The organism is Aquiluna sp. (assembly GCF_965064355.1).
This window is the reverse complement of the sequence record NZ_CBCHRQ010000070.1, coordinates 1-6,485: the sequence shown is the minus strand read 5'-3', so window position 1 is coordinate 6,485 and position 6,485 is coordinate 1. Positions and strand designations below refer to the sequence as shown.

Genomic DNA, 6,485 nt, shown 5'->3' with positions numbered 1-6,485 from the left:
CAGCCATCGAGCATGGATGTTCGTCTGGATCGCTTCTTTAGACTTTTTGACAACCACAAGTACCCGTTTATTGACCCGCGCGAGCAGCAGGATGACCTCACCCGCTTTGTTGAGGTCGACAAGGACGAGGCTTTCATCCTGCACCCGGGTGAATTCGTCTTGGGTTCAACCTTTGAATTCGTATCGCTACCAAATGACATCGCAGCTCGCCTAGAGGGCAAGAGTTCACTCGGTCGCCTTGGTCTTTTGACTCACTCCACCGCAGGATTTGTTGACCCAGGTTTCCAGGGCCACGTGACACTTGAGCTTTCCAACACCGCAACCCTGCCAATCAAGCTTTGGCCGGGAATGAAGATTGGCCAGCTTTGCTTCTTCCAGCTTTCCTCCGAGAGCGAGAACCCATACGGCAGCTCGAAGTATGGCTCTAGATACCAGGGCCAGCGCGGTCCAACCGCTTCGCGCAGCCACCTAAATTTCCAAATCACAGACGTGGGCAACAAGCCGCTCTAGAAACCCCGGCCACTTCTTTGAAAGCGCTAGTCGTTTAGCGCTTTCTTCAAAGACTCGATTTGAGCGTGAGACAGCCCCTTAACTAAATGGCCAAATACCAATGCCGGATTATCAGTTTTCTCAAGAGCAGCGAGCATTGCCGAAGCGGTGTTTTGCTCGCGAGAGCTGGTTGATTTGAATAGGAAGGTTCGGCCTGAAGCTTGTTCGCGACCAACCAGTCCCTTATGGCTAAGTCTTGAGAGCACGGTCAATACCGTTGTGATCGCAAGATCGTCGTCGCCCAAAAGCGCAAGAATCTGCTGAGAGGTTAGGCCCTCAGGTCGATCCCACAGGCAGCCGAGAATCTGTGATTCCAGCTCACCCTGCTTACGCTTATTGCTCATGCAGTAATTCTACAAGGTGTAGAGAACCGAAAGCTGATTAAATCTAGGACTTAGGCGCAATAACTGGCTTGACGGTCAGCAGCAGGATCGCTCCAACTACCAAGATCGCCATCAAGCCCAGGATTCCCCAAATCGGTGAGAAGGACGCGACAAAGAACGTCCAAGCGGCTGGAGCCAAGAAGCTGACCGCACGACCGGTAGTGGCGTAAAGGCCAAAGGCCTCACCCTGCTTATCGTCTGCGGAAAGACGAGACATCATGGTGCGCGAGGCCGCTTGAGCTGGTCCTACGAAGGTGCAGAGGAAAAGACCGAAACCAAAGAAGGCAATCGTTCCCGCGCTGGCGAAGGCAAATACTCCAAGACCGCCAAGCATCACACCAACAAGCGAGATAAGGACAACGGTTCTCGATCCAATGCGGTCCTCAAGAAACGCTCCGATGAATGCACCAAAGCCAGCAACGACGTTGGCTGCGATGCCAAACAGGATTATCTCGGTGAGACCAAGACCAAATGCTAGGCCGCCAAGAACTGCTCCGTATGCGAAGACGCCGTTTAGGCCATCGCGATAAACCGCGGAAGAGATAAGGAACTTGAGCAGGTTCGGGTTTTCTTTGCTCATCTTCGCTAGCGAGCTGAACAGCTTCGAGTAGGCGGCAAAGATCGATTCTTTTTCGGAACCAGGAATTGGCTTCGCCTCTGGAACATTCAGCATCAGTGGGGTTGAGAAGATCAATACCCACAACATGCTGATGATCATCACGACTCGGACCGAAAGCGCAGCGGTGTCCGGGATTCCCATTAGTTCCGCACCACCGAATTGGATAATCCAGAGCGCCATAACCAAAAGCACAATGCCACCCATGTAGCCAAGGCCCCAGCCAAACTGGCTTACCCGACCGCGATCCTTTGGCTTTGCAACCTCATTGAGCATCGAGTTGTAGTTGACGGTTGCGAATTCGAAGAAGATTCCACCAACGGCCAAAAGCGTTAGCCCAAAGAAGAAAAAGTCATTGCTTGGCTGCACGAAGAACATCAATCCAATGGTTCCCGCGAACAGCCAGGTGTTGATCATTAGCCACATCTTCTTGCGACCGGAGGTATCGGCTCTGCGACCAACAATCGGCGCAATCAGAGCAATCAAGACACCGGCAATGATGCCTGAAATACCCAACCAGGTGCCGGTGTACTGGTCGGCTTCCTCAGGAGAGAGCCCAGTAGGGGCAAATGCACTGTCGGTGATGTAGCGACCGAAGATAAAGGAGGTGACAACAGTTGGGAAGGACTGAGACGCCCAGTCCCACATTGCCCAGGAAAGAGTGCCCTTTGGTTTTGATGATGCAACGATGCGATCTGTCATGTGCGCCACATTACTCCGCCTAACGGGCGTTTTTCTAACCAACACGTGAATTGTTAGATGCAGAGTTGCAATGCATTTCAGAGCCCGAGTTGAGAGCAAAGTTGAGTCACTCACACTCAACTCTCAGGATTAGATCCTTGACATTGGGGTTATCTATATGGAAACTTGAGTCTATGTGGCTCAACTTGAGCAACAAAGGCTTCAAATAAAGGAGAAAACAATGGGTAGAGCAGTAGGAATCGACCTAGGTACCACCAACAGCGCGGTAACCGTGTTGGAGGCTGGCGAGCCAAAGGTAATTGCAAACGCAGAGGGCTTTAGAACCACCCCTTCGGTGGTGGCCTTCACCAAAGATGGCAACATCTTGGTCGGCGAGACAGCTAAGCGTCAGAACGTAACCAATGTTGACCGCACCGTATCTTCGGTGAAGCGTCACATGGGAACCACTTGGAAGTTCAAGGTTGACGACAAGGAGTACACCCCTCAGGAGATCTCCGCTCGCATCTTGATGAAGCTAAAGCGCGACGCCGAGACCTATCTTGGCGAGAGCGTGACCGACGCGGTTATTACCGTTCCGGCTTACTTCAACGACGCTGAGCGTCAAGCAACCAAGGAAGCCGGCGAGATCGCTGGCCTAAACGTACTTCGCATCATCAACGAGCCAACCGCTGCCGCACTGGCATACGGCTTAGACAAGGGTAAGGAAGACGAGCTAATCCTCGTATTCGACCTCGGTGGTGGAACCTTCGACGTATCTCTACTTGAGGTCGGCAAGGACGATGACTTCTCAACCATTCAGGTTCGCTCAACCTCAGGAGATAACCGCCTGGGTGGAGATGACTGGGACCAGAGACTGGTTGACCACTTGGTTAAGAAGTTCAAAGAGACCACCGGTGTTGATGTTGCAAACGACAAGATCGCTCTGCAGCGTCTAAAGGAAGCTTCCGAGCAGGCCAAGAAGGAACTGAGCCAGTCGCTATCGACTCAGGTTCAGCTTCCATACCTATCTTTGACCGAATCGGGACCAGCGAACCTGGACGAGACCATCACCCGTGCTCAGTTTGAGTCGCTAACTCAGGACCTACTAGAGCGCACCCGCAAGCCATTCCAGGACGTGATCAAGGAAGCCGGCGTCAAGGTTGGCGACATCGCCCACGTTGTAATGGTTGGTGGATCGACCCGTATGCCAGCAGTCTCCGAGCTAGTGAAGTCACTTCTTGGCGGCCAGGAGCCTAACAAGGGTGTAAACCCTGACGAGGTGGTATCGGTTGGTGCTGCACTGCAGGCCGGCGTTATCAAGGGTGAGCGCAAGGACGTGCTTTTGATTGACGTTACCCCGCTGGCTCTAGGCATTGAGACCAAGGGAGGCATCATGACCAAGCTGATCGAGCGCAACACTGCTATCCCGACCAAGCGAAGCGAAACCTTCACTACCGCCGATGACAACCAGCCTTCGGTATCGATCCAGGTATTCCAGGGTGAGCGCGATTTCACCAGGGACAACAAGTCACTTGGAAACTTCGAGCTAACCGGTATTGCCCCAGCTCCACGCGGCATCCCACAGATCGAGGTCACCTTCGACATCGATGCCAACGGTATTGTGCACGTTTCCGCTAAGGACAAGGGCACTGGCAAGGAGCAGTCGATGACCATTACCGGTGGTTCTTCGCTTTCAACCGAAGACATCGAGCGCATGGTCAAGGACGCCGAAGAGCACGCAGCTGAAGACAAGAAGCGTCGCGAAGAGGCAGAGACCCGCAACCAGGCCGAGCAGCTTGCCTACTCGACCGAGAAGCTAATCAAGGACAACGACGACAAGTTACCTGAAGAGGTAAAGACCGAGGTTCAGGCCGACGTTGATGCCCTCAAGTCAGCACTTGCCACCGACGACATCGAAGCGGTAAAGAGCGCTCAGGAGAAGCTAATGACCTCTCAGCAGAAGCTAGGCGAGGCAATCTATGCCGCGCAGCCTGCCGAGGGCGAGGCTGCTCCAGAAGCATCCGCCGAAGACGTTGTTGACGCCGAGGTTGTTGAGGATGAGGACGACAAGGACAAGAAGTAATGTCCCAGGACAATCCTCACTCTCAAGATCCTGCGCCTCACGAAGGCGATCAGCCTGAGGAAATGACTGAGGAGGGCTCACCAGTTGAGCCCGAATCAGCCTCCTCAGAGACTGATCCAATCGATCGAGAACTCGAGATCTTCCAGGACATGCAACGACTGCAGGCAGACTTTGTGAACTATCGAGCACGCGTTGAGCGTGACAGGGGTGCAGAGCGCCAGGCAGCAATTGCCGAGGCAATTCGCGCATTCCTACCGGCCCTTGATGATCTAACCCGCGCCCAGGCGCATGGCGATCTGGAAGAGGGCTCGCTAATGGCCGCAATTGCAACTAAATTGCGAAATGCGGGAGACAAGTTCGGACTGGTCTCATTTGGTGCAAAGGGCGACAAGTTTGACCCTGAGCTTCACGATGCACTGGTGCAGAACCCAAACCCTGAGGTTACTGAGGCGGTAATCGCGGACGTAATCGAACCCGGCTACCGGATCGGCGAGCGCATGCTGCGCCCGGCGAAGGTAGCAGTATTCGTTCCTGCGGAGTAGGTGAACTAAATGGCATCTCAAGACTGGGTAGAAAAGGATTTCTACAAGATCCTTGGCGTTGCCAAGGACGTTCCCGAGGCCGAGCTAAAGAAGGTTTACCGCAAGCTGGCCAAGGCTAATCACCCTGATCTACACCCGGGTGATGCCAAGGCTGAGGCTCGATTCAAAGACATCTCCGAGGCTTATGACGTGCTCTCCGATAAGGAGCAGCGCAAAGAGTATGACGCGATTCGTGCGATGGGCGGCGGCGCTCGCTTTCAGCAGGGACCTGGTTCTTCTGGCGGCTTCGAGGATGTTTTTAGCAACATCTTTGGCGGCGGCGGAGGATTCCCTCAGGGCGGGTTTGGTGGTTTCGGTGGTTTTGGTGGACCGCAGCGCGGTCAGGACCTAACTACCTCTTCAACCATTGACTTCATTGACTCAATTAAGGGCACCACGCTAAAGATCAACGTCGGCAACGAGATGGTGACCCTCAAGGTTCCAGCCGGTATTCAAGATGGCCAGAAGCTAAAGCTTTCTGGCAAGGGTCAATCCTCACCAAATGGCGGCCCAAAGGGCGATTTGGTTGTCAGCATCAAGGTCAAGACCCATCCGGTTTTCTCTCGCGATGGCGACAATGTCCGAGTCACAGTGCCGGTAACCATTGCCGAGGCGATCCTGGGTGCAACCATTCAGGTGCCGCTTCTAGGAGAAGCACCGGTCAAACTAAAGGTTGCTCCGGGAACTCCAAATGGCCGCACCCTCAGGGTGAAAGGTAAAGGCGTTCAGCGCCCTGGCAAAGAGGGTGACCTGTTGGCAACCGTTGAAATTGCGGTTCCTTCGCATGTGAACGAGAAAGCTAAGGCCCTAATTGAGCAATTTGATAAAGAATTGCCTGAGGAAGACCCAAGAGCAGATCTAATTCAACGAGCCGGAACGCTCTAGGGACAAGGAGGCGAGGATGGAACTCAACGAGAACACCCCGCTGTTTGTCATTTCGGTCGCGGCCGAGCTTGCCAATATGCACCCGCAGACTCTTCGTCAGTATGACCGCATGGGTTTGGTTTCACCGACCAGAACCCTGGGTCAGTCCCGCCGCTACACAATGACCGATGTCGCAAAGCTTCGAGAGATTTCAAGACTTTCCCAAGAGGGCGTATCGCTTGAGGGAATCAGACGAGTTCTCGAACTTGTCACCGAAAATCAAGATTTGAAAAACCGCGTTAGAGACCTAGAAGTTGAGCTTGCAAACCAAGTGATGAACCAACCAGGCAAACGAGTCTTTGCCGCGGGTGATCAGGGCGTTGTCAGCCTAAGTCCAGGTCAGCGTCCAGAACGCAGTGGTTCTGTTGTGCTTTGGCGCAGGACGCGCTAAAACCGCTCGCTAGATATTCCCTTTGCGGAACGGGCTGGACTGTTACTTACTTGAGATTGGCTCTCTCACTAAACTTTGGGCTATGTCGACTAACGAGCCAAACCGTTCCTACGGACAGGGTGCACAGGGTGAAATTGCTCCAGCAACAAAGAGCAAGATCGGTTTCTGGGCCCGCCTGAGATACAACTTCGATAACTCAATTGCCAAGGCCGGCACCTTCGTGCTTTACGTCTTGCTTTTGATGATGGTGATTGCCCTGATCATGGTTGGCGTCAAG

General features: G+C 53.6%; 8 protein-coding genes. 6 read left to right on the top strand and 2 right to left on the bottom strand.

Annotated elements, in window-relative coordinates; genetic code table 11:
• Nucleotides 1-510, top strand: a 510-nt coding sequence (gene dcd, locus AC128V_RS06135) for a dCTP deaminase (RefSeq protein ID WP_482763795.1), incomplete at its 5' end; no start/stop codon positions are given.
• Between the two features lie 26 nt (nucleotides 511-536).
• On the opposite strand, the gene AC128V_RS06130 is transcribed toward dcd, so the two are convergent.
• Nucleotides 537-893 carry a BlaI/MecI/CopY family transcriptional regulator gene (locus tag AC128V_RS06130; RefSeq protein ID WP_482763794.1) on the bottom strand — a complete coding sequence of 119 codons (357 nt, stop codon included), beginning with the start codon at nucleotides 891-893 and terminating at the stop codon, nucleotides 537-539.
• A gap of 43 nt (nucleotides 894-936) precedes the next feature.
• On the bottom strand, nucleotides 937-2,250 hold the full coding sequence (locus AC128V_RS06125) for an MFS transporter (protein WP_482763793.1): 1,314 nt from the start codon (nucleotides 2,248-2,250) through the stop codon (nucleotides 937-939).
• A 220-nt stretch (nucleotides 2,251-2,470) separates the two neighbouring features.
• Between AC128V_RS06125 and dnaK the strand changes: the two genes are divergently transcribed.
• From dnaK to AC128V_RS06100, 5 genes are all read left to right on the top strand, one after another.
• Nucleotides 2,471-4,312 (top strand): molecular chaperone DnaK, encoded by a 1,842-nt coding sequence (dnaK, locus tag AC128V_RS06120; RefSeq protein ID WP_482763792.1) that lies wholly within the window; start codon nucleotides 2,471-2,473, stop codon nucleotides 4,310-4,312.
• Nucleotides 4,312-4,854: a nucleotide exchange factor GrpE gene (locus tag AC128V_RS06115; RefSeq protein WP_482763791.1), complete on the top strand. Its 543-nt coding sequence runs from the start codon at nucleotides 4,312-4,314 to the stop codon at nucleotides 4,852-4,854. Before dnaK ends, AC128V_RS06115 begins: the two co-directional genes overlap by 1 nt.
• Nucleotides 4,855-4,863: 9 nt before the next feature.
• Nucleotides 4,864-5,778 carry a DnaJ C-terminal domain-containing protein gene (locus AC128V_RS06110; protein ID WP_482763790.1) on the top strand — a complete coding sequence of 305 codons (915 nt, stop codon included), beginning with the start codon at nucleotides 4,864-4,866 and terminating at the stop codon, nucleotides 5,776-5,778.
• 16 nt (nucleotides 5,779-5,794) lie between these two features.
• Entirely contained in the window at nucleotides 5,795-6,208 is a 414-nt protein-coding gene (locus tag AC128V_RS06105) for a heat shock protein transcriptional repressor HspR (protein WP_482763789.1), read from the top strand.
• Nucleotides 6,209-6,290: 82 nt separating this feature from the next.
• Nucleotides 6,291-6,485, top strand: a 195-nt coding sequence (locus AC128V_RS06100; protein ID WP_482763788.1) for a hypothetical protein, incomplete at its 3' end; no start/stop codon positions are given.

Coding starts and splice junctions, on each gene's coding strand:
- AC128V_RS06110 (WP_482763790.1), top strand. CDS start 4,864: ATGGCATCTCAAGACTGGGTAGAAAAGGATTTCTACAAGATCCTTGGC.
- AC128V_RS06125 (WP_482763793.1), bottom strand. CDS start 2,250: ATGACAGATCGCATCGTTGCATCATCAAAACCAAAGGGCACTCTTTCC.
- AC128V_RS06115 (WP_482763791.1), top strand. CDS start 4,312: ATGTCCCAGGACAATCCTCACTCTCAAGATCCTGCGCCTCACGAAGGC.
- AC128V_RS06105 (WP_482763789.1), top strand. CDS start 5,795: ATGGAACTCAACGAGAACACCCCGCTGTTTGTCATTTCGGTCGCGGCC.
- AC128V_RS06130 (WP_482763794.1), bottom strand. CDS start 893: ATGAGCAATAAGCGTAAGCAGGGTGAGCTGGAATCACAGATTCTCGGC.
- dnaK (WP_482763792.1), top strand. CDS start 2,471: ATGGGTAGAGCAGTAGGAATCGACCTAGGTACCACCAACAGCGCGGTA.